This window comes from Roseovarius sp. BRH_c41, assembly GCF_000961715.1.
Classification (GTDB): Bacteria; Pseudomonadota; Alphaproteobacteria; order Rhodobacterales; family Rhodobacteraceae; genus Roseovarius.
Map to the genome: position 1 here is coordinate 106,150 of NZ_LADY01000037.1, position 20,552 is coordinate 126,701.

19 protein-coding genes are annotated in these 20,552 nt (G+C 61.5%); 15 read left to right on the plus strand and 4 right to left on the minus strand.

What is annotated here, in order from left to right; genetic code table 11:
- Positions 1 to 91: 91 nt before the first annotated feature.
- Together VR71_RS11810 and VR71_RS11815 are read left to right on the plus strand one after the other, a co-directional pair.
- On the plus strand, positions 92 to 2,710 hold the full coding sequence (locus VR71_RS11810) for a TRAP transporter permease (protein WP_045684113.1): 2,619 nt from the start codon (positions 92 to 94) through the stop codon (positions 2,708 to 2,710).
- The gene (locus tag VR71_RS11815) at positions 2,707 to 3,138 is read left to right on the plus strand and encodes a universal stress protein (RefSeq protein WP_045684115.1); all 432 of its coding nucleotides are present in this window, start codon (positions 2,707 to 2,709) and stop codon (positions 3,136 to 3,138) included. Before VR71_RS11810 ends, VR71_RS11815 begins: the two co-directional genes overlap by 4 nt.
- 77 nt (positions 3,139 to 3,215) lie before the next feature.
- On the opposite strand, the gene VR71_RS11820 is transcribed toward VR71_RS11815, so the two are convergent.
- Complete coding sequence (locus VR71_RS11820) at positions 3,216 to 4,649, minus strand: FAD-binding oxidoreductase (RefSeq protein ID WP_045684117.1); 1,434 nt, start codon at positions 4,647 to 4,649, stop codon at positions 3,216 to 3,218.
- Between the two features lie 113 nt (positions 4,650 to 4,762).
- On the opposite strand from VR71_RS11820, the gene VR71_RS25560 reads away from it, so the two are divergent.
- A complete protein-coding gene (locus VR71_RS25560; protein WP_367118653.1) occupies positions 4,763 to 4,918 on the plus strand; it encodes a hypothetical protein in 156 nt (51 codons plus the stop codon).
- A gap of 326 nt (positions 4,919 to 5,244) precedes the next feature.
- Here VR71_RS25560 and VR71_RS11830 read toward each other — a convergent pair whose 3' ends face one another.
- Genes VR71_RS11830 through VR71_RS11840 form a run of 3 tightly spaced genes read right to left on the minus strand, consistent with a single transcriptional unit; the run spans position 5,245 to position 8,663 of the window.
- On the minus strand, positions 5,245 to 7,212 hold the full coding sequence (locus VR71_RS11830; protein WP_045684119.1) for a TRAP transporter permease: 1,968 nt from the start codon (positions 7,210 to 7,212) through the stop codon (positions 5,245 to 5,247).
- A gap of 15 nt (positions 7,213 to 7,227) precedes the next feature.
- On the minus strand, positions 7,228 to 7,677 hold the full coding sequence (locus VR71_RS11835) for a DUF1850 domain-containing protein (protein WP_045684121.1): 450 nt from the start codon (positions 7,675 to 7,677) through the stop codon (positions 7,228 to 7,230).
- Between the two features lie 23 nt (positions 7,678 to 7,700).
- A complete protein-coding gene (locus VR71_RS11840) occupies positions 7,701 to 8,663 on the minus strand; it encodes a TAXI family TRAP transporter solute-binding subunit (protein ID WP_045684124.1) in 963 nt (320 codons plus the stop codon).
- Between the two features lie 152 nt (positions 8,664 to 8,815).
- Between VR71_RS11840 and VR71_RS11845 the strand changes: the two genes are divergently transcribed.
- The 12 genes from VR71_RS11845 (at position 8,816) to VR71_RS11895 (ending at position 20,502) form a co-directional block, all read left to right on the plus strand.
- The gene (locus VR71_RS11845) at positions 8,816 to 9,526 is read left to right on the plus strand and encodes a LysR substrate-binding domain-containing protein (RefSeq protein WP_296430288.1); all 711 of its coding nucleotides are present in this window, start codon (positions 8,816 to 8,818) and stop codon (positions 9,524 to 9,526) included.
- A 207-nt stretch (positions 9,527 to 9,733) separates the two neighbouring features.
- The gene (locus VR71_RS11850) at positions 9,734 to 11,899 is read left to right on the plus strand and encodes a ParB/RepB/Spo0J family partition protein (RefSeq protein ID WP_045684127.1); all 2,166 of its coding nucleotides are present in this window, start codon (positions 9,734 to 9,736) and stop codon (positions 11,897 to 11,899) included.
- Positions 11,900 to 12,024: 125 nt separating this feature from the next.
- A complete protein-coding gene (locus VR71_RS11855) occupies positions 12,025 to 12,405 on the plus strand; it encodes a DUF3768 domain-containing protein (protein WP_045684130.1) in 381 nt (126 codons plus the stop codon).
- A 116-nt stretch (positions 12,406 to 12,521) separates the two neighbouring features.
- Positions 12,522 to 12,818 (plus strand): hypothetical protein, encoded by a 297-nt coding sequence (locus VR71_RS11860; protein WP_045684131.1) that lies wholly within the window; start codon positions 12,522 to 12,524, stop codon positions 12,816 to 12,818.
- 70 nt (positions 12,819 to 12,888) lie between these two features.
- Positions 12,889 to 13,062 (plus strand): hypothetical protein, encoded by a 174-nt coding sequence (locus VR71_RS24925; protein ID WP_296430291.1) that lies wholly within the window; start codon positions 12,889 to 12,891, stop codon positions 13,060 to 13,062.
- A gap of 9 nt (positions 13,063 to 13,071) precedes the next feature.
- Positions 13,072 to 13,281: a DUF6878 family protein gene (locus VR71_RS24930; RefSeq protein ID WP_296430293.1), complete on the plus strand. Its 210-nt coding sequence runs from the start codon at positions 13,072 to 13,074 to the stop codon at positions 13,279 to 13,281.
- Between the two features lies 1 nt (position 13,282).
- Positions 13,283 to 13,621, plus strand: coding sequence for a hypothetical protein (locus VR71_RS24935; protein WP_296430295.1), 339 nt, complete (start codon positions 13,283 to 13,285; stop codon positions 13,619 to 13,621).
- Positions 13,622 to 13,726: 105 nt separating this feature from the next.
- Complete coding sequence (locus VR71_RS11875) at positions 13,727 to 14,341, plus strand: hypothetical protein (RefSeq protein WP_045684135.1); 615 nt, start codon at positions 13,727 to 13,729, stop codon at positions 14,339 to 14,341.
- A 50-nt stretch (positions 14,342 to 14,391) separates the two neighbouring features.
- Positions 14,392 to 14,643 carry a type II toxin-antitoxin system ParD family antitoxin gene (locus VR71_RS11880; protein ID WP_045684278.1) on the plus strand — a complete coding sequence of 84 codons (252 nt, stop codon included), beginning with the start codon at positions 14,392 to 14,394 and terminating at the stop codon, positions 14,641 to 14,643.
- Entirely contained in the window at positions 14,636 to 14,935 is a 300-nt protein-coding gene (locus tag VR71_RS11885) for a type II toxin-antitoxin system RelE/ParE family toxin (protein ID WP_045684137.1), read from the plus strand. Before VR71_RS11880 ends, VR71_RS11885 begins: the two co-directional genes overlap by 8 nt.
- 126 nt (positions 14,936 to 15,061) lie before the next feature.
- Complete coding sequence (locus tag VR71_RS11890; RefSeq protein WP_045684139.1) at positions 15,062 to 19,459, plus strand: strawberry notch-like NTP hydrolase domain-containing protein; 4,398 nt, start codon at positions 15,062 to 15,064, stop codon at positions 19,457 to 19,459.
- On the plus strand, positions 19,456 to 20,502 hold the full coding sequence (locus tag VR71_RS11895; protein WP_045684141.1) for a toprim domain-containing protein: 1,047 nt from the start codon (positions 19,456 to 19,458) through the stop codon (positions 20,500 to 20,502). The genes VR71_RS11890 and VR71_RS11895 overlap by 4 nt, the downstream gene beginning before the upstream one ends.
- Positions 20,503 to 20,552: the final 50 nt, after the last annotated feature.

The following is a 20,552-nucleotide window of genomic DNA, read 5'->3' on the forward strand; positions in this document are numbered from 1 at the left end:
AGGGGTTCCCCTCCCGTTTCGTCGTCAAACCTGATCGGGACTGCCTTCCGGCCGGGCTCTTTCAGCATAAAACCGGGTAGGCAGGGGCACCATGGTAGAACGCGACAACCGAGCACTCAGCGAAGCAGAACTGCAGGAACTCGTCAGCTCTTCGGACAGCGGAGCAAGATCGATCGGAGGGCCGATCGGCAAGGCGGTCGCCGCCGTGGCCCTGCTGTGGTCGCTGTTCCAGGTGGCGCTGGCGTCTCCGGTCGCGCCCTATATCCTTCCCGGGTCACTGATCAACAACGACCGGCAAGTGCATCTGGCCTTTGCGATCTTCCTGTCGGCAATAGCCTATCCGCTGTTCAGATCGGCCCCTCGCCACCAGGTGCCGTGGTATGATTGGATCTTGGCCGCGGGCGGCGCCTTCCTGGCGCTTTATGGTTATATCTTCTACGAAAAAATCGCCGCGACCGGCGGGCTGGCGACCCAGACCGATGCCTGGTACGCGCTGGCTGGCCTGGTTTTCCTGTTCATCGCCGCTTACCGGACGCTTGGTCCGGTCATGGTCGTGCTTTCGCTGATCTTTCTGGCCTATGTGTTCTTCGGGTCATCGGACGTGGTGCCCGACCAGATCCAGTGGGCGGGCGCGTCGCTGCGCAAGGCGATGAGCCATATGTGGATCACCTCGGAAGGTGTCTTCGGCATCGCCCTGGGAGTTTCCACGAAATTCGTGTTCCTTTTCGTGCTCTTCGGGGCGCTTTTGGACAAGGCGGGGGCGGGTAACTATTTCATCAAGATGGCCTTCGGGGCGCTTGGCCACCTGCGCGGCGGCCCGGCCAAAGCGGCGGTCGTCGGATCGGCCGCGACGGGCCTGATTTCGGGATCGTCCATCGCCAACGTCGTGACTACCGGCACTTTTACCATCCCGCTGATGAAACGGGTTGGGTTCTCGGCAGAAAAGGCCGGCGCAGTCGAGGTTGCCGCCTCGGTCAATGGCCAAATCATGCCTCCCGTAATGGGGGCCGCGGCCTTCCTGATGGTGGAGTACGTGGGAATATCGTATTTAGAGGTCATCACGCATGCCTTTGTTCCGGCCATCATTTCCTATATCGCGCTGGTCTACATAGTGCATCTCGAGGCGGTGAAGAACAACTTGCCGACCCTCGGCAACAAGGTTGTCTCCGTTGGCCGCACCATCGGAGGCATGGCCGCCTTCTTCATCGGATTTGCGGCGCTGTGCTATGCGACTCAGTTCCCGGTCGGGTTGATTGTCGATCTGATCCCCCAAGCGGCGGGCTGGGTGCTGTCGCTGCTGCTAATTGCAATCTATGTCTTCCTGGTCTGGCTCGCTGCCAAAGATGACGAGCTGGAACCTGACGATCCAAATGCGGATATCGTCGAACTTCCTGACCTCGCCCGGATCTGGAAGACCGGACTTTATCACCTGATGCCGATTGTAGTTCTGGTTTACTTCCTAATGATCGAACGCAAATCGCCCGGCTTGTCCGCTTTCTGGGCTATCTGCTTGCTGTTCGTTATTCTGCTGACGCAGAAGCCTCTAAAAGCTTTCTTCCGCATTCAGGCCGGCTACGCAGCGCTGTTTAGAGAAGGTTTCCGCGACTTAATCGACGGAATGATCGCTGGGGCCCGCAATATGATCGGGATTGGCTTGGCGACCGCCACCGCAGGCATCATAGTTGGAACCATTTCGTTGACTGGAGTGGGCCAGGTGTTGGCCGACTTTGTCGGTTACCTGTCCGGCGGAAGTGTCATCCTTATGCTAATCTTTGTCGCAATCTTGTCGCTGATACTAGGCATGGGCCTACCGACCACGGCCAACTACATAGTGGTCTCGTCACTGATGGTCTCGGTTGTGGTCGAACTAGGAGCCCAGTCCGGGCTTATCTTTCCCCTGATTGCCGTGCATCTTTTTGTCTTCTACTTCGGAATCATGGCTGATGTGACCCCGCCTGTTGGGCTGGCCAGCTTTGCCGCAGCAGCGGTGTCCGGCGGTGATGCAATCCGCACCGGGTTCACGGCGTTCTTCTACAGCCTCCGGACAGTTGCACTGCCTTTTGCCTTCATCTTCAACACCGACCTGCTGCTGATAGATGTGACTTGGGCGCAGGGGCTGTTCGTCTTTGTCATCGCCACGATCGGCATCCTGGTCTTCACTGCCGCGACGATGGGGTACTTTGTCACTAAGTCCCGGATCTGGGAGACCGTGGTGCTGCTGCTGTTGGCCTTTGCCCTGTTCCGGCCGGGGGTCTTCATGGACCGGATCCAGCCACCCTATGCAAGCGCCGAACCGGTTCAGCTGGTCGAGGTCATCGGTCAGGCCGAGCCGGGGACGATGCTGCGACTGGGGATCTCGGGACAGGACTTCGACACCTTCCAGCCGACGCAGACCACGCTTGCCGTGACCGTGCCCGAGGGCGCGGACGGGCAAAGCCGACTGGAGGCGCTTGGACTGATCTATCGGGTCGAAGGTGAGGCGCTGATCTTTGAGGAACCCGCCTTTGGCACCGCTCTTGCGGAGCAGCTGGGGCAGTTCGACTTCTACGGCGACGATCCCGTGCAGATGACGTCCGTTCAATCCCCGGTTGCCCAGCTGCCGAAGGAACTGATCTTTATCCCCGCTCTGCTGCTGCTGGCGCTGATCTGGGGGATACAATCGCGAAGGGCACGGGCTCAGCCCCGGCCAACGGAAGGACAGACGGCATGAGCAAGGTCATTCTCTGCGCAATCGACGTCAGCCGGGCGGACAGCGAAGCGAAGGTGCTGCGCGAAGCGGCAAAGCTGGCGCAGGCGGACGGGGCCCAGCTGGACGTCGTGACCGTCATTCCAGATTTCGGGATGAGCATGGTCGGCGGGTATTTCTCGGCCGACCACATGAAAAAGGCCTGCGAACAGGCCCGCACCCTGCTGACGCTGGCGGTTGGAACCGTTCTGGGCGAAGAAGTCAACACAAAGGTCCGCCACATCGTCTGCGTCGGCACCACCTATCACGAAGTGCTTGAGGTCGCCCGCAAAGAAGGCGCTGACCTGATCGTTCTGGGGGCGCACCGGCCCGACATCCGGGACTATCTTCTGGGGCCGAACGCAGCGCGCGTGGTCCGGCATGCCGAGGTGTCGGTCTACGTCGTGCGCTGAACCGGGCTGACCCGGGCCAGACAGGGCCGCCCGCATGTGGCGCCCTTTTTCTCGTCAACCACCAGTGTGCCACGCAGTCAGCCTTCGTAGCGGGCCAGGATTTTGCCAGGGTTCAGCGTGCCTTCGGGGTCCAGCGTGCGCTTGATCTGCCGCATCAGATCCAGCGCCACGGGGCTTTTGGTTTCGGCCAGCCTGCGGACATGCATTCGTCCGATGCCATGTTCCGCCGCGATGCTGCCGCCGAATTCAAGCGCGGCCATATGGACGATGCGGTTGACCGCAAAGCCAAGATCGTCGCATGAGTCGTAGTCGTACGTCCCGTGCGGGAAGACTACGATCACATGGACATTGCCGTCCCCCATGTGACCGCAGTGATTGCACAGCGCCTGTGGATAGTCCCGAATCAGGTCCGCGGTCACGCGCGCAAGGAAGGCAGGCTGCCGCGACACCGGGACGGAGGTGTCGTTCGAGACCGTGAAACCTTCGTCCTTGTTCGCCTCGGAAATCGAATGACGGATCTCCCAGATGCGGGCGGCCTGGGTCAGATCCTGGGCAATGACCGCATCGCTGACCGTGCCGTCTTCGAATTGGTTGCCCAGCACCTCCACCATCGCGGCGTTCAAATCCATCAGCCGGGCTGGGTCGGAGATTTCGATCAACGTGTACCAGTCATGGGTCAGAGGCATGGGGCTAGTGATCTCGGCACAGTGCTTCTGAACGGTCTCGATCTGGCTTCGGTTGATCAGCTCGAAGCTTTCGACCCGGTTGCCGATCCGCGCGTAGAAGGCACTCAGAAGACGGGTCGCGGCCTCGGGGTGAGGCAGAGCGACCAAGGCAGTGGATGAGGCCATCCGCCGCGGCCAGAGTTTCAGCACAGCCGCGGTGACGATTCCAAGCGTCCCCTCGGTGCCGATGAAGAGATGCTTGAGATCATAGCCCGAATTGTCCTTGCGTAGCCCGCGCAGCCCGTCCAGCACACGACCATCCGCGAGGACGACCTCGAGCCCCAGCACCTGGTCGCGCATGGTGCCGTAGCGCAGCGCCTCGGTACCGCCCGCATTGGTCGAGACAAGCCCGCCAACCTGCGCACTGCCGACCGCGCCAAGGTTCACCGGAAACAGCCGGTCATGACTGGCGGCAAGATCGCGCAGTTCTGCCAAGACCAGGCCGGCTTCGACGGTGACCGAATTGTTGTCCAGATCCACTTCCCGCACCGTCCGCATCCGCGACAGGCTCAGCACTACGCTGCGTTTGGCATCGTCCGGCACAGCGCCGCCGACCAGTCCCGTGTTGCCTGACTGCGGCACGATCCGGACACCATGGCGGTGCGCAGCCTTGACCACCTCGGACACCTCGGCGGTGCTGGCGGGGCGGATCACGGCACGGGCCTGCCCGTGGTAGCGGCCGCGCCAGTCCCCGACGTACCCGGCCATGTCAGCCTGCGCCGTCAGCACATGCGCCGCGCCGATAATCCCTGCGATATCGGCATCAAATTGCGTAAGATCGGTCATGGTCGTCCTTTCGGCGGGGAGAGGCGTGGTTTCATGTGATCAGGGCAGATCGCCTGCTGAACGTGCCGCTCTACCGGAGTCAGGTTGGTACCGAATCTCAACGGAGAATTCACATGTACAATACACCCAATGGCAGCGTGCCAACGCGCCGGGCTCCTGCCTCGGCCTTTACCGGCACGGTCTGGCAGAATCCGATCGTTTCGGCCCCCGCGCCGGCGATGCTGAAAGCGAACCTTGTCATCTTCGGACCTGGCGCACGCACGGCCTAGCATACGCATCCTATGCAGCAGACGCTTTATGTCACGGCCGGGTTTGGGATGATCTAGGTCTGGGAGGGACAGCCGTAGATTATCATTGCGGGCGACCGGATTTGGATCCCGCAAGGAGAGAAACACTGGCACGTCGCACGACCCGACACTGGCGTGACGCATATTGCGATGCAGAAAAGTCCAGAAGGTGAGGACGCCGTCGACTGGCTTGAGCATGTGACCGACACCCAATAAGCTACCGCATCGGCGACGGTTCAGCCTAGCTGAGGCGCAATTTCCGTTCTGGCGGATGTGCTCCGCCGGAACGATGATGTCACGGGGCGATATCAAGCAGTGTCTCCGATAGGGGCCGGCTGTTGCCTGCGGCTCACGTGCCAGTTCCATCCCAGTCCCGCGAAGATGACCGCGGCGCCCATGACCTCGATCATCAGAGCGGGCCAGAAGACCGCGACGATGCCGCCAAGCAGACTGAGGCGCAGCCAGAGAGGGACGGGCGCGAACAGGTAGCCTTCAAGCACGGCCGCAAACGCCGTCAGCCCGACGATCGCCAGCAGACCGTTCCACAGCACCAAGAGGATCGGACCACCCAGAATAATCGGATCGTTATAGACCATGAAGAGAGGGATCAAATACAGGCCCTTGGCGAACTTCCAAGCTTGCACACTGGTTTCCAACGGTTTCGATCCGGCGATGGCCGCGCCCGCAAAGCCCGCCAGAGCCACCGGGGGCGTCACGTTGGAATCCTGCGAATACCAGAAGACCACCAAGTGCGCGATCAGCAGCGGTACACCGAATTCCTCGGTCAGGGCGGGGCCGACAAGGATGATCAGCACGATGTAGGCGGCGGTGACGGGCAGCCCCATGCCAAGGATCAGGCTGGCCACGATGATCAGCGCCAGAGCGATCAGCAGATTGCCCTGCGACAGGGCCAGCATCATTGCGCTGAATTTTAGCCCTAGCCCGGTCAGACCGACCACACCCACGATGATCCCCGCGACAGCACAGGCGACCGAGACTGCCACGGTACTGCGCGCCCCCAATTCCAGTGCTTTGAGCGTGGTCGCGATCCCCTGTTTCACTAGAGCGGCAAAGCCAGCGCTAGTCGGGGCATCGGTGGCAAAGTGCCAAAGCGCGCGCGCGGCAGCGGCAGCGGCCACCAGAAGGATCGTGTAGTAGCCCACGCGCATCGGAGAATAGCCGGCTACCAGCAGGACGACCAGCGCAAATAGCGGCAAAAGGAAGTGCCAGCCCTCGGCCAGCACCTTGCGGGTCTGCGGCAATTCGCTGGCCGGCAAGCCCTTTATACCCAACTTCACCGCCGAGATATGCACCAAGAGGTAGACCGCACCAAAGTAGAGGAACGCCGGGAAGATCGAGATGACCACAATATGGATATAGGGTACCTGGGTGAATTCGCTCATCAGAAAGGCGCCTGCGCCCATCAGCGGCGGCATGATCTGCCCCCCGGTCGAGGCTGCAGCCTCGATCCCGCCGGCTTGGGCAGGGCGGTAGCCGAGCTTTTTCATCAGCGGGATAGTGAAGGCGCCGGTCGTCACCACGTTGGCAATGGCCGAGCCAGAGATCGAGCCCATGCCGGCCGAGGCCACGATGGCTGCCTTCGCCGGTCCGCCCCTCTGCCGGCCTGTCGTGGCATAGGCCAGGTCAATAAAGAATTTGCCCGCGCCGGTGACTTCCAGGACCGCGCCGAACAGCACGAAGATGAACACGAAGGTCGCCGCGACGCCAAGCGGTATGCCATAGATCCCTTCCTGGCCTAATGTCATCTGGCTGGCGACGCGCTCCAGCGAAAAGCCCCGGTGGTTCAGGATGCCGGGCAGCCAGTCGGCGAGCCAAGGCAGTTCGCCCCGGCGTCCGGCGAAGGCATAGGCCAAAAAGACCGCGCCGATGATCGACATCCCCAGGCCGACGGCCCGGCGCGCAGCCTCAAGCACGAGCACAATCGTCGCAATGCCGACCCAGATGTCAATAGTGCGGGGGGTGATGGCATTGGCGATAGTCTCAAGGTTCACCGGCAGCCAAAGCCCGACAACAACCGACCCCGCGATCAACAGGGCATCAATGCACCAAGCTAGCTCCCGCACTTTGGTCCAGGATGCGGCCAACGGGTGGATCAGGAAGCACAGTACCAGGATAAAGCCGAGATGGATCGGCCGCTGATAGAATAGTCCAAGCGGCTGGATGCCGGCGGAATAGAGTTGGAAAAGGGACAGGGCGATGCCGACCACGGCAATGACGCGCAGAACAAACACGGGGCTTTGGTCTGGTTTTTCCATGTGGTGATTCAACTTTCATTCATCCGGCACTAGCGCGACTTGAAGGGATTCATGTGCTCCGAACGCGGTGAGGGAAATTTCAAAGTGCGGTGCACGCAGCCGGTGGTTTACATTGGCGCGCCCGGTCCGCAGCACATAGGCATCGCCCGGAACGGCTTCGTCGATCTCCTCGATCCAATAGCCGCCCTGACCGTCCGACACCTGCCGTCCCCGTCCGGGAATATGGCCCAGTCCGGCACCGAAATCCGGCATGTGTGACCGCACCAGCATCAGCCGGCCCGCCCGGTTTTCGTAGACATCCTCGACCTCGTATCCATCGACGGAATGGGTCCAGAGAATGCTCCAGTGGGTTCCCTGAGGCGCATCAAAGTCCGCGAGGATTTCGCCAGAAGATATCCGAGTGATGAGCAGCCGGTCAGGTTTCGCCGGGACAGCAGAGGCTACCAGAAACAGTAGGGCGGTCATCGACCGCCCCCATTTTTGTGCTTTCACGGACGAAGCTTGTAGGGAATGGTCGCCCCGATTTCCTCGAAATAGCGGATCGCGCCGGGATGCAGAGGGATCGGTGTGGAGCCCATGGCCAGTTCAACCGAAGTCTCTTTTGCCGCTGGGTGCACTGCTTGGAGATCGCCGAGGTTTTCATAAATCGCCTTGGTGATCTGATAGACCTCGTCCTCATCCATTTCTGCGGAAGCGACAAGAACGTTGGGGATGCCGAGCACGGCCATGTCTGCGTCCAGACCCTTATATGTACCGCCTGCCATGGTAGTACGCGAATAAGTGGGATATTTGGCGATGACCGCATCGATCTGCGTGTCGGTCAGCGGGACAACCGTGATGTCATGCACCGTGGACAGGTTGAGGATCGAGGAGGTAGGAGCGCCCACGCTCCAGATGCCGACATCGATGTCGCCGTTACCAAGTGCATCGGCGGTTTCGTTGAAGTTCAGGCGCTGTTCGTCGAAATCGTCGTAGGTGATCCCATTTGCGCCGAGAACTTGTGAAGAGTTCACCTCGTTTCCCGACCCGGGTGCCCCGATTGACACGCGCTTTCCGCGCAGGTCGTCCAGCGAGGTAATGCCACTGTCAGCTAGGGCGACGATCTGGATCATATTGGAGTAGATGGTACTAACAGCACGTAGCTGCGAAACGGCCTGCTCTTCGAAACGGCCTGCTCCACCATAAGCTTGTATGGCAACATTTCCCAAAACAAAAGCCAGGTCTGCATCACCCGAGGCAACGAGGCTGACGTTTTCCACCGATGCGCCGGTAACTTCTGCGGTCGCCGAATAGCCGTCAATGTTATTGTTGATGACTTCGGCGACGCCGCCGCCGAGGGGATAATAAACGCCCCCTGTTCCACCGGTCGCCACCGAAAGCTGAACATCCGCCTGTGCGGATGTCGCCGCTAAAGTGACTGCAACTGCGGTCAAAAAATTCATACGAAGCATGGTTTCTCCTCCCAGAAATCTCCTCGAGAATTCTGATTAGGGCATAGGTGACATATAAATCCAATAGCGGTTGAGCATATCAGATATCGCTTACGCCCGCGAGATCAGGTTCAGCAGATGCCGGGACTGAACACCTAGAGGACACCACGCCGTTGCTAGAGGCGCTGGACCAGTCGCTTGTCCGTGCGCGACAGGCTGCCGGAGACACGCGGGGTATTCTGCGTGTTGGGGCGACACCGTCGATGATCTCGCCACTGGTCGCGCCCGTGATTGCCCAGTTTCGTTCCGATCATCCTGAAGTGAAACTGACCCTGCATGACGATATTGCGGAAACGTTGACTGATATGGTGGCTGATGGGCGGCTCGACCTTGCGCTGGCGGGTCGCGCGCGCAGTTCTCCCGATTTAGAGCAGACCGAAATCGCCAGCGACAGCATCGGGCCGCCTTGTCCAGCCGGGCATCGCCACACGCGCCAGACGACCTGGTTTCACCTAGCCGAGATTGATCCGACTGAGTTGATCCACCTTGACCCTGGCACCGGCACGGCCCGCCTGATTGTTGAGGCGCCGGACCTGCCCGCGGCGCTGAAGACTGGTGGGCTGCACTGTCATTCGACCATTGCGCAGCTCTGCCTAGTGCGGGCGGGGACCGGCATCGCGCTATTGCCGGAAAATGCCGTGCGGCTGTTCAACGACCCCGGGATCGCATTTTTACCGATCACGGACCTGTCGTTGAGAAGGCGTTTCTATTTGTTGCGATCAAGACGCCGAAGCCTGACCGCAACAGCTCGGCGGTTCGAGCAGCTTGTCTTGGCGGGACTGGACCTGTGCCGTCTCGACCAGAATGAAACCAACTGTCCGTAAGGCGGTCCAGTTTGCGTCAATGATGACCATCATGGAATATCACATGCTTAAGGGCACAGTGAACCGTGCCGTATGCGCCGTCCCCAACCCCAATAGAGCATAAGCCGCGCCAACGTTGGATCGAGCCAGAGAAAGGGAAGCCCGGTTGCCGGGCTTGAAAGGATAGAGAGAGGCTCATCCGGGTCCGGCGCGACAAGGATCCTGACCATGGCCAAGACCCGCTCGAAACCCGCCACCGCGAAGAAGACCGAAGCCCCCGGATCGGCTACATCTAAAAGTGCCGCCGTCATCCGCCTGATCCCGCTCAACCAGCTGGAGCCGAGTCCGCTCAACGTCCGCAAGGTCGCCGCCAGCGCCAGCGATGACGTTGAACTTCTCGCCAGCATCCGCGAGACAGGCATCAAGCAGAACCTGGTGGTTCACGCGCTGTCTGAGACACGTTTTGCGGTCGATGCGGGCGGTCGCCGCCTGAAGGCGTTGAAGCAGCTCGCCGAAGACGGTGTGATCCCTGGAGACCACCCGGTGCCCTGCCTTGTCGAGGATGAGCGCAACGCCATCCTCACCTCCGCCACGGAAAATCTCCAGCGCACGGCGATGCACCCGGCCGACCAGTTCGAAGCTTTCGACAAGATGATCGGCGAGGGTCGCGGCGAGGAGGAGATCGCGCTCAAATTCGGCGTCTCCGTCGACCTGGTGCGCCGTCGTCTCAAACTCGCCCGTGTCGCGCCAGAGATCATCGGGCAATTCCGCGCGGGCGATCTGACCCTCGAATGCGTGATGGCTTTCACGCTGACGGATGACCATGATCGCCAGCTGGCAGTCTGGAATGCAGTGAAGGGCACCTATCACATCCATCCTCAGAGCATCAAACGCCAGCTGACTGAGACCGCGCATTCCGCGAATTCGGCCCTCGGGCGCTTTGTCGGCATCGAAGCCTATGAGGCGGCAGGTGGCATTCTTTTGCGCGATCTCTTCGACGATCGCGCCAGCGCCCATATGGAAAACCCCGACCTATTGGAACGCCTCGCCATCGAGAAGCTACAGGCTGTGGCCAAATCTTTTGAGGCGGAGTGGAAATGGGTCGAGGTTCACCTCTCGGTGGATTACGGCGCGTTTCGCAGTTTCGGGCGGGTCTATCCGCAGGATGTTGATCCCCATCCGGACCTGCTTGCAGAGGAAGAACGCCTCATCGCCCGCGAAGAAGAATTGGCGGCACAGAATGACGGCGAGGACTGGACCGACGCTGAAACCGAAGAATATTACGCCATCGAGCCGCGCCTGCGCGAGATCGAAGCCCTGCAGCGCGAACGGCAGCCGTACGCGGACGAAGACCGTGCCATCGCGGGCGTGGTTCTGACCATCGGTCATGACGGGGCGCTGCGTGTCGAAAAAGGCCTCGTACGGCCAGAAGATATCCCCGCTGCGACCGAGCCGGGCGAAGATCGTGCTGACGCGGGTGATGACCCCTCCCCTGCCCGCCCACACGTGACGCCGCCGACCTCTTCGTCGCCGGTGCCGACCTCCGATCCGGCCGCTACCTTGCGCAAGGCGGATGGGATTTCGGCGAGCCTCGCTGACGATTTGCGTGCAACCCGCCAGCACATACTGCGGGCGCATCTGGCGGCGGATTTCGAGGTGGCCTTCGATGTGATGCTCTATGCACTCTGCGAACAGGCGCTTGGGCGGTCCTACAACAACGAGGCGCTCGACATCTCGATCCGTCCCTTCCAGGCGCAGAACCGCGAGGTACTGCATGCCGATACCGTCGCCCAGAAGATGCTCGAGGCGCTGGAACAGGACCTTGCCACGGACTGGATGAAGCTCGATAAACCCGAGGACTTCCGGGCGATGTCGGCGCTGCCAATTGCGGACAAGCAGGCGCTTTTCGCCTGGGCGGGGGGTCTGGCGGTCAAGCCGCAACTCAACACCGACAATCGCCCCTCCCCGATCATCGAGGCGATCGGCGCGCGGCTCGACGTTGATGTGGCGGCCTGCTGGCGACCAACCGCGCAGAACTACTGGGGCCGGGTCAACAAGGGTCATGCGGTGGCCACGGCGCGCAATCTGATCGGCGACGACTACGCCGAGGACCGCAATCGCGAGCGCAAAGGCGATCTCGCGGCCGCGATGGAGCGGGCATTTGCAGAAACGGCAGGCGAGACTGAAGGCTTTGGCGCGGCGACGGTGGCCAAGACCACCCGCTGGTTGCCCGACGGGATGGTGTTTGCAGGTACGTCCGATGCTGACTTCGATCCCCAGAGCGATGAGGGCAAAACCGATCCGGGCGGAGCCGAGCCCGGTGAAGATGCCATGTCTGACATGGATGACGAACCGGAAGTATTGCCCGCCTTTCTCAGAGGCGACGCAGCCTGAGCGCTTGGTGCTGCTCTGAATCCTGACTGACCCATGGGCCGTCCTCGCGCAGAGGGCGGCCCTTTCCCGCTGACGGGTTTTAATCAACCGGTGTAGGATCGGCTGGCCCGTCGCGGAGAAATTTCATGACCACCACACTCGATATCGATCCCGTCAAGGAAGCCGCACTGATCGCCGCTCAGAATGACGTCTTTCGCCGCTCCATCCTTGGGGTCACCCCCGTCGCAGATGCACCACAGGGCCAGTTCGTCATGACGCGCGGCGTTGCAGCGCTTGGGCCTGAAGCCCAGCTTGCTCTCACCCGCCGTGTCGCTTCGTTTGACGCGTTCAACGCTAACAGCGATCCCTATGGTTGGCACGAGATGGGGGTCATCGACCTCGATGGGACCACGGTCTGGTTCAAACTTGATCTGTACGACGTGGACTATCAATTCGGCTCCCCTGAGCCCTCCGATCCCGCGCAAACCTGCCGCGTCCTGACTCTGCTTCTGCCGTCGGAATACTGACCCGGCCCCATTCCTGATGAACCCTCGGACCGCCCTTGCACAAAGGGCGGTCCTTTCCTGCTGACGGGTTTCAAGGGGCGCGATGATCGCGCTCCGCCCGCGGCAGGAGACCAGAGATGGCCAAGACACTCGACTACCAGATCACCCTCTATCCCGCGCATCGCGACGGCGCCTTCGTCGTCACCCATTTCCAGATGATGGCGAGTTACCCCGAAAAACGCATCCAGGCCGCGGGCATGGATGACCTGATCGACCAGGTGACGCAGTTTGCGATGGAGCATGGCGAGAGCTGCAGCGCTTCGGTGCGCTGCCTCGCCCCGCGCAAACCGCCGGGGTTCAAGCGCGCGACCGAGAACCTCTATTTCAACCTGGTTGACCAGACGGCTGAGAAACGCGGCGACGCCGCGGCCTGAAGCCACCCGCAGGAAACCTCCTGGGCGACCTGATGCAACGGTCGCCCTCCCCTTCCCTTGATTCCAAAGGATGAACGACCTGACACAAGTGAATGATTTCTACGCGCAGATGTTGGAAGCCCAGCAACGTGCTGCCGAGCGGAGGGTCGAGACCCGAGCCGCTCTACTTGCCGAGCTGTGCGCCCTCGGCGTGACTAGCATCAAGGTGCACTACGAGGGCTATGGCGCTTCCGGCAATGTCTAGGACGTCGTCGTGGCCCCTGAAACGATCACTATGACAGAAGATCTGCGTCGCCGCGTCGAAGATTTCGGCTGGGACTTTGCCTATGCGCTCAGCCCCGTGTTCGAGAACAACGAGGGCGGCTATGGCGATCTCACCTGGGCGCTCGAGACCGACAAGATCGATGTCAGCCACTCGAACCGTTACATCGAGACCAACACCACCGAACACGAGGGGCTTTGATATGGCACATCCCCTCCACCACGCCGAAAGCTCAGCCCGAAAGTTTGGCGGTGTCCCAGATGACTATCAGTTCGTGCATGACTGGTTCGACTCATCCAAAGAGCACCTAGGTCTCTTTGTTCACAGAGCCCACAAACATCATACCGTTGGGATCTATGATGCTGAACGTCACTTCGGTCGCAGCCTGATCGACAACGATCCGACCCAGATCGTCGGCGATCCGCGTGCGGCATGGGTCGCGGCGGTTGCGGGTCACCAGACCATTCTCGGTTTCGAGGATTGGCTTCTGAAAGTCTCGGTCGAGCACGTTCAGCACCGCCAGAACCGCGCCGCCGCCTGATCCGCCGGGGAGCAAACTCACCAACCAACTCATCCAATCCAGATCGCCCCGCCTGCGCCCCTATCGGCCTGGCGGGTCGATTGCGTTTCAAAAAAGGACATCGACATGCACGACCCCGTCTATGAGGAGGCCTATTCCGGCCACACCATCAAGATTTTCCATGACCCCGATCCCGAAAGCCCACGGGAGTGGTCCAACCTCGGCACGCTGATCTGCTGGCATCGCCGATACAGGCTGGGTGACAGTCACCTGTTCGAAAGCCCCGAAGCGTTCCTGCGCGATCTTGCGGGTGTTTCGGATCAGAGCGATCTCTCGATGGACCAGCTGCGCGAGCGCGCGGAGCGCAAGGCGATCATCTTGCCCGTGTTTCTTTACGACCATTCCGGCCTCGCGATGAACACCATCGCGTTCCACTGCCCGTGGGATTCTGGTCAGGTAGGCTACGTCTACGTAACGTTCGAAGCGGTCCGGACGGAATTCCGTGTGAAACGCGGCACCAAAACGCTGCGCGAAAAGGTTGAGGACATTCTACGCGCCGAAATCGTCAGCTACGACGCCTATCTTGCCGGGCGGGTCTATGGCTATGTCATCAAGCGGGACGGCAAGGAGGTCGACGCCTGCTGGGGCTTCTTCGGTGACTATGAGCTGGACCACCTTATTTTGCCGGAGGGACGCAGAGCCGTCGCCGAAGAACAAGGCGCAAGCCCGCCCCCGAGTTGAAACGCTCGCGATACTCATATATCTTATCCATGCGTATTTCGGAGGTGAGCATGGCAAGCACAAGCGTGACACTTGGCCCCCATTGGGACGAATTTATCGCCCTGATGCTGAAAGAGGGGCGCTACGGGTCAACCAGTGAGTTGATTCGTGCCTCTTTGCGTCTGATGGAGGAGCAGGAAGGTCAGCGGGCGCGGCTTCGAGTTGCGTTGATGGAGGGTAAGCGATCCGGCGACGCCGGACCGCTCGACATGGACGCAATCAAGCGCGAGGCGCGGAGCCGCTCCGGCGCATCTGATGCGTGACATCCATTACTCCCAGGCGGCAAAATCCGATCTCGTCGACATCTGGGTCGAGACACATGGGCAGTGGGGCGCGGCGCAGGCGGACCGCTATCTCGACGACATCGAGCGTGCCCTGAAGGGGCTGATCACCAATCCCCTAATGGGGTCTGACTGTTCCGATCTCTTGCAGGGTGCGCGGAAACTGATCACGGGCCGACACCTCGTGTTCTACGAGGTGGGCCCGAACAGGATATTTGTGATCCGGGTGCTGCATCAATCCATGGACGTGCCGCGCCATCTGCGGCCGACCTGACACCGGCCAAAGACGCGCCGGGGCTTTGCCATGAAAGAGCGAGAGGCAGGGCGGGAGGTGTGACCCCTCCCGGGTGAGAGAGTGCGCGCGGGGCTCGGGGCCAACCCTCAACCCCGGAGATTGCCGATGAACGCTCACCCCCATTCTGTCCCGCTTGCATGTCTTGCGGAGGCCCCTGCCCTGACCGAGGCTGCAGGCTTTGCTCAAAACCTGATGCAGGCTGCTACCGAACTCGTCCCTTTGTTCGAGGCTGGCAAGACCATCGACGCCGCCGCCCTACGCGCCGCGATGGCAGAGGCCTTCTGCGCCAGTGACACCAGCGGCGCCTGGGTCTGGAAGGACGCCTATGAGGCCGCCGAAGTCGCGCAGATCCAGATGCTCTCGCGCTACGGCGCGCTGATGCAGCGCCAGGCGGCCTCACCGCAGGCTTTCCTCTCCATGATCGAGCGTCTCGCCGGTCTGGCACCCTCCCACACGCTGCGTTCTGAGGACAGCGTGCGCTTGCAACAGTTCTCGACCCCTTTGCCCCTCGCGGCCATTGTGGCGCAGGCGGCGGGGTTTCGCGGGGGCGACTTGGTGCTCGAACCCTCGGCCGGCACTGGCATGCTGGCGATTTTCGCCCGAATTGCGTGCGCACGTCTGGCGCTCAACGAGCTTGCCGAAACCCGCCATGCCTTGCTCGGGCACCTGTTTCCCGAGGCCAACGTGTCAAACCACGATGCCGTCTCGATCGACGACCGGCTCGACCGCTCAGTTGCGCCCTCGGTCATCGTGATGAACCCGCCATTTTCAGCTGCGAACCATGTCGAGGGTAAGTTCAGGCAGGCCACCAGCCTGCATGTTCTGTCCGCGCTGGCACGTCTTGCGTCGGGAGGGCGGCTTGTCGTCATCACGGGCGAGAGCTTTCGGCCCTCTACGAAATCCTTACAGTCGACATTCCAGCGGATCGCACAAAGCGCCGATGTGGTGTTTTCCGCGGCCATCGACGGCAGGATCTTCGCGCGGCATGGGACCACGATCGACACGCGGCTGACGGTGATCGACAAGCGGCTGGCTGGTGCTGAAGAGACCGCACCGGTCGACTGCGAGGCCGCCTATTATCCGATCTGCGCGACAACGGGTGATCTTCTCTCCGCAGTTCTCACTCATTGCCCGGAACGCCGCTGCCCCCCGCCCTGCCTCACCAATTCTGCTCTTTCGGTGCCACCGCGCCCGACCCGTACCAACCTGCACGCCTTACGCAACGCCGCCCGCAAGGAAACCCGCGCCCTCGCCGAGGAACGCGGCAAGCATCTCTTCGATGACATCGAGAAGGCCCCGCTCGACTACATGCCGAAAGCCTGGAGGGAACCGGAAGGAGCGCTGCAGGACACGGTCTACGAGGCTTACGACTTGCAGTCGATCCGGATCGACGGCGCGGCGGAGCATCCAACCGCGCTGGTGCAATCCGCTGCCATGGCGTCTGTCCCGCCGCCCGTGCCGTCCTACCGCCCCGTCTTGCCGAAGTCCCTCGTCGCCGACGGCCTACTCTCTGCGCCGCAGCTGGAAAGCGTCATCTATGCGGGCAATGCGCATGAGACGCATCTCAAGGGCTGGTTCAAGCGCGGCGAGATCGAAGGCCATCTGATGGCGGCGGCCGAGAACGATGAGGGTGCCTTCCGTCTGCGCAAGGGCTGGTTCCTGGGCGATGGCACCGGCTGCGGTAAGGGTCGGCAGGTCGCGGGCATCATCCTCGACAATTGGCTGCAGGGTCGCCGCCGTTCTGTCTGGGTCTCGAAAAGCGACAAGCTTATCGAGGATGCGCGGCGCGACTGGATGGCGCTTGGCGGTCGTGAGAGCGATATCGTGCCACTCTCGAAGTTCCGCCAGGGCAGCGACATCCACCTCCTCGAAGGCATTCTCTTCGTCACCTATGCTACACTGCGCTCAGCCGAGCGGGAGGGCAAAGCCTCCCGCCTCGATCAGGTCACGTCCTGGCTCGGTGAGGGGTTCGAAGGCGTGATCGCTTTTGACGAAAGCCACGCCATGGCGAATGCCGCTGGCGAAAAGTCTGACCGCGGCGATAAGAAGGCATCGCAGCAAGGTCTTGCGGGCCTCGCCCTGCAGAATGCCGTGCCTGATGCACGCGTCGTTTACGTCTCGGCCACCGGCGCCACGGTCGTCGGCAATCTCGCCTATGCTTCACGCCTCGGGCTTTGGGGAACGGCGGATTTCCCCTTCGTGACGCGGGCGGAGTTCGTCGCTGCGATGGAAGCTGGGGGCATTGCCGCCATGGAGATGATTTCCCGCGACCTGAAGGCGCTTGGGCTCTATCTCGCGCGATCCCTCTCTTACGCCGGGGTCGAATACGAAATGCTGGTCCATGAGCTCTCACCCGCACAGATCGCGATCTATGACAGCTACGCCGATGCGTATCAGATCATCCACACCAACCTCGAGGCAGCCCTTCAGGCGTCTGGCATTTCCTCCGAGACCGGCACCTTGAACGCTCAGGCAAAATCCGCCGCACGCTCGGCTTTCGAGAGCAACAAGCAGCGCTTCTTCAACCATCTCATCACCGCCATGAAATGCCCTTCGCTAATCCGCGCGATCGAAGCGGACCTGGCGGCGGGGTATTCCGCCGTCATTCAGGTGGTCTCGACCAGCGAGGCGGTGATGGAACGTCGCCTCGAAGAGATCCCGCCCTCGGACTGGGACGATATGCAGGTCGATTTTACGCCGCGCGAGAACATCATGGACTACCTGATGCATAGCTTCCCGACGCAGCTGTTTGAACCCTACACCGACGAGAACGGCGATCTGCGCTCGCGCCCGGCCCTCGATGCGAGTGGCAACGCGATCATTTGTCGCGAGGCGGAGCGGCGGCGGGACGATCTGGTTGAACATCTGGGTGCCCTCGCCCCGGTGCAGGGCGCGCTTGATCAGATCCTCTGGCATTTCGGGGGCGATGCTGTGGCTGAGGTCACAGGGCGCAAGCGGCGCATCGTGAGAACGCGGGAAGGTCGGCTCAAGGTCGAGAACCGCCCCGCCTCCTCCAATCTCGGAGAAACCCAAGCCTTCATGGATGATGCCAAGCGCATCCTGATCTTCTCCGATGCCGGTGGCACGGGGCGTAGCTATCACGCCGATCTTGGCGTGAAGAACCAGTGCTTGCGGGTGCATTACCTGCTCGAGCCTGGTTGGAAAGCCGACAATGCAATTCAGGGGCTCGGGCGCACCAATCGTACCAACCAGGCGCAGCCACCGCTCTTTCGGCCGGTGGCGACCAATGTGAAAGGTGAGAAGCGGTTTCTCTCCACCATCGCGCGTCGCCTCGACACGCTTGGCGCGATCACCAAGGGGCAACGTGAGACCGGTGGGCAGAACATGTTCCGCGCCGGAGACAACCTCGAGAGCCCCTATGCGCGGGCCGCATTGCGGCAGTTTTTCTACAAGCTGCGCGCGGGCAAGATCGAGGCCTGCTCCTATGCGAAATTCCAGGAGATGACCGGGCTAATGCTCGATGAGGCGGATGGCACGATGAAGGAGAACCTGCCGCCGATCCAGCAGTTTCTGAATCGCTGTCTGGCTCTCCGGATCGACATGCAGGACGCGATCTTCGAGGCCTTTGGCGGGTTCCTCTCGGCCATCATCGAGGATGCGCGGCAGGCAGGTACGCTGGATGTCGGCCTCGAGACCCTGCGCGCCGAGAAGTTCGAGATCGTTGATCGCAAGGTGATCTTCGAGCATGAGGTGACGGGGGCGACTGCAACCGCCCTGACCGTGCAGCGCACGGATCGCAACGATCCGCTTACCCTGCCCCGCGTCAAATCGATCTGCGCAAACACGGACGGCGCGACGCTCTGCTGGAACAAGATCTCCAAGCGCGCGGCGCTGATGGTCAAGGCGCCGGCCTTCATGGATGAGGATGGTGTTCCGATCCTGCGCGTGAAGCTGCTGCGGCCCATGGGAACCGAGATCCTCGCAGCCAGCGAGTTCTCGACCTCGCACTGGGAAGAGATCGATGACGCGATGTTCGAGCACCTTTGGCAGGCCGAGGTCGACGCGGTGCCGGAGTTCACCACCTCGAAGATCACGCTGATCTGCGGCCTCATCCTGCCGATCTGGGACCAGCTGCCCGCCGACAACATGCGCATCTACCGCCTGCAGACCGAGGATGGGGAACGCGCCATCGGTCGATTGGTCAGCCAGGACCAGCTCTTGAACGTCTATGCGCGTCTTGGGCTCGACTGCCAGATCGAGATGACGCCGCAGGAGGTCTTATCAGCGGTGATAGAGGCCAGGACGACCCTCAACCTGCTCGGCGGTTACCAGTTGCGCCGCTCTCTGGTCATGGGGCAGCCAAGACTTGAACTGATCGGCGCGACGGGTTCGGCCTTGCCAAGTCTGAAATCAATGGGCTGCTTCACCGAGGTGATCCAGTGGAGGACGCGGGTGTTCATCCCGAGAGATGGCATCGATGTGCTGGCGCGTGTACTTGCCGAGCATCCGGTTGGCGCCAGCGTAGCGGAGGCTGCCGCATGACCGCGCGGCGCAGCATCGCGGGCCTCTCGGCCGATCTTGCGGACTGTGCCGAGAGTTTCTGCCACCAGTATTTCCCCGAGGGGTGCAAGCAGGGCAACTATTGGCAGGTTGGCGACACCTCGGGAACGAAAGGCCAGAGCCTTGCCATCCGGCTCCAGGCGGAAGGCGGGCGAAAGGCCGGGTCCTGGACCGATTATGCGACGGGTGAATATGGCGATCTGATCGACCTGCTGCATGAACGGCTTGGGTCGCTCACGCTCAAGGAAACGCTGAGGGAGGCCCGGTCCTTTCTCGGCGAGGCATCCTACCCCGCCGGACCTCGTGAAACCCAAAGGGCTGAGCGCCCGGATGCAGCCTCTGCCAAACGCAGCGCGCAGGCGCGAAAGCTCTTTGCCGCTGGCAAGCCGGTTCTTAGCACCTTGGCCGCCACCTATCTGCAGGGGCGTGGCATCACACGGCTCGGCCCGGCCCTGCGCTATCATCCGCGGGTCTTCCTGCGGCGGGACGATTACGATGCCGATCTGCCGCGAAGGGTCCCTGCCCTGCTGGCAAAGATCACCGACAATCGTGGCCAGATCACCGGATGCGCGCGCTTCTATCTCGACCCGTCCACCGGTAGCCTGACCTCGATCGAGAGTCCGAAACGGATCCTCGGGCAGCTGCATGGCCATGCCATCCGCTTCTGGTCCGGCAAGACGCGCTCTGATCTCATTGTCGGCGAAGGTCTCGAGAACACCCTCTCGGTCGGCACGGCTCTGCCTGATTTCGACCTGGCCTCCTGTCTCACCGCCACACATCTCGGCCTCTTCAACCCACCGCGGGGTATCAGGTGGGTCTGGATTGCGCGGGATAACGACGAGGCTGGACGTAACGCATCCGTGAGATTGCGTAACCAACTGGAATCGCTTGGAATTGCCTGTCGTGATCTCGTGCCGAGCATGGAGGATTTCAACGACGATTTGCAGGCATTTGGCAAAGACGCGCTGCGGCAGTCCCTTTTGGGTGCCATGATAGCGCAAGGTCTGGAGATCGAGGACGGGTGAGCGCCAGTCTCCTCTCGTGATGACTGAGGTGGCAAAAGTTCCGCGGGTTC

Coding starts and splice junctions, on each gene's coding strand:
- VR71_RS11810 (WP_045684113.1), top strand. CDS start 92: ATGGTAGAACGCGACAACCGAGCACTCAGCGAAGCAGAACTGCAGGAA.
- VR71_RS11815 (WP_045684115.1), top strand. CDS start 2,707: ATGAGCAAGGTCATTCTCTGCGCAATCGACGTCAGCCGGGCGGACAGC.
- VR71_RS11820 (WP_045684117.1), bottom strand. CDS start 4,649: ATGACCGATCTTACGCAATTTGATGCCGATATCGCAGGGATTATCGGC.
- VR71_RS25560 (WP_367118653.1), top strand. CDS start 4,763: ATGTACAATACACCCAATGGCAGCGTGCCAACGCGCCGGGCTCCTGCC.
- VR71_RS11830 (WP_045684119.1), bottom strand. CDS start 7,212: ATGGAAAAACCAGACCAAAGCCCCGTGTTTGTTCTGCGCGTCATTGCC.
- VR71_RS11835 (WP_045684121.1), bottom strand. CDS start 7,677: ATGACCGCCCTACTGTTTCTGGTAGCCTCTGCTGTCCCGGCGAAACCT.
- VR71_RS11840 (WP_045684124.1), bottom strand. CDS start 8,663: ATGCTTCGTATGAATTTTTTGACCGCAGTTGCAGTCACTTTAGCGGCG.
- VR71_RS11850 (WP_045684127.1), top strand. CDS start 9,734: ATGGCCAAGACCCGCTCGAAACCCGCCACCGCGAAGAAGACCGAAGCC.
- VR71_RS11855 (WP_045684130.1), top strand. CDS start 12,025: ATGACCACCACACTCGATATCGATCCCGTCAAGGAAGCCGCACTGATC.
- VR71_RS11860 (WP_045684131.1), top strand. CDS start 12,522: ATGGCCAAGACACTCGACTACCAGATCACCCTCTATCCCGCGCATCGC.
- VR71_RS24925 (WP_296430291.1), top strand. CDS start 12,889: ATGAACGACCTGACACAAGTGAATGATTTCTACGCGCAGATGTTGGAA.
- VR71_RS24935 (WP_296430295.1), top strand. CDS start 13,283: ATGGCACATCCCCTCCACCACGCCGAAAGCTCAGCCCGAAAGTTTGGC.
- VR71_RS11875 (WP_045684135.1), top strand. CDS start 13,727: ATGCACGACCCCGTCTATGAGGAGGCCTATTCCGGCCACACCATCAAG.
- VR71_RS11880 (WP_045684278.1), top strand. CDS start 14,392: ATGGCAAGCACAAGCGTGACACTTGGCCCCCATTGGGACGAATTTATC.
- VR71_RS11885 (WP_045684137.1), top strand. CDS start 14,636: ATGCGTGACATCCATTACTCCCAGGCGGCAAAATCCGATCTCGTCGAC.
- VR71_RS11890 (WP_045684139.1), top strand. CDS start 15,062: ATGAACGCTCACCCCCATTCTGTCCCGCTTGCATGTCTTGCGGAGGCC.
- VR71_RS11895 (WP_045684141.1), top strand. CDS start 19,456: ATGACCGCGCGGCGCAGCATCGCGGGCCTCTCGGCCGATCTTGCGGAC.